This window comes from Stenotrophomonas sp. 3diitr2024, from assembly GCF_042136455.1.
Taxonomy (GTDB): Bacteria; Pseudomonadota; Gammaproteobacteria; order Xanthomonadales; family Xanthomonadaceae; genus Stenotrophomonas; species Stenotrophomonas sepilia.
The window spans coordinates 1-341 of sequence record NZ_JBHHMJ010000560.1; the positions used below are offsets into that span (position 1 = coordinate 1).

Consider the following 341-nt stretch of genomic DNA (forward strand, 5'->3'; position numbering starts at 1 on the left):
AGCCATGACCCAGCTGCTCGTCACCGCTGAACAGCGGGCGCAACTGCTCGCCGTCGGCGCGGCACGCGCCGCTGGTAGGAGCATCGACCCGATGCCGAGACGCTACGTCCGCCTGTTCTGCTTGCTGGTCGCGCTGACCTGGTTGGCGCTGATCGCCGCACTTGTCAATGCTGGCTTCACTCCGGACTACTGGCTGCTGCATCGCCTGGAAGGCGTGGCGGCGAAGGAAACCGGTGAAGATCGGTTCGATTCGCCGAAGGCGCTGCTCGATGCGGTCAAGGCCAAGCGTTATGGCGGCCTGGAAGACAAGCGCATCGGTTCGGTGCCGGTGAACTTCCTGT

1 protein-coding gene is annotated in these 341 nt (G+C 64.5%); it reads left to right on the forward strand.

Annotated features, from left to right (window positions below):
• Positions 1-341 (forward strand): DUF2958 domain-containing protein (locus tag ABGA94_RS14500; protein ID WP_375367610.1); only part of this gene is annotated, 341 nt, incomplete at both ends.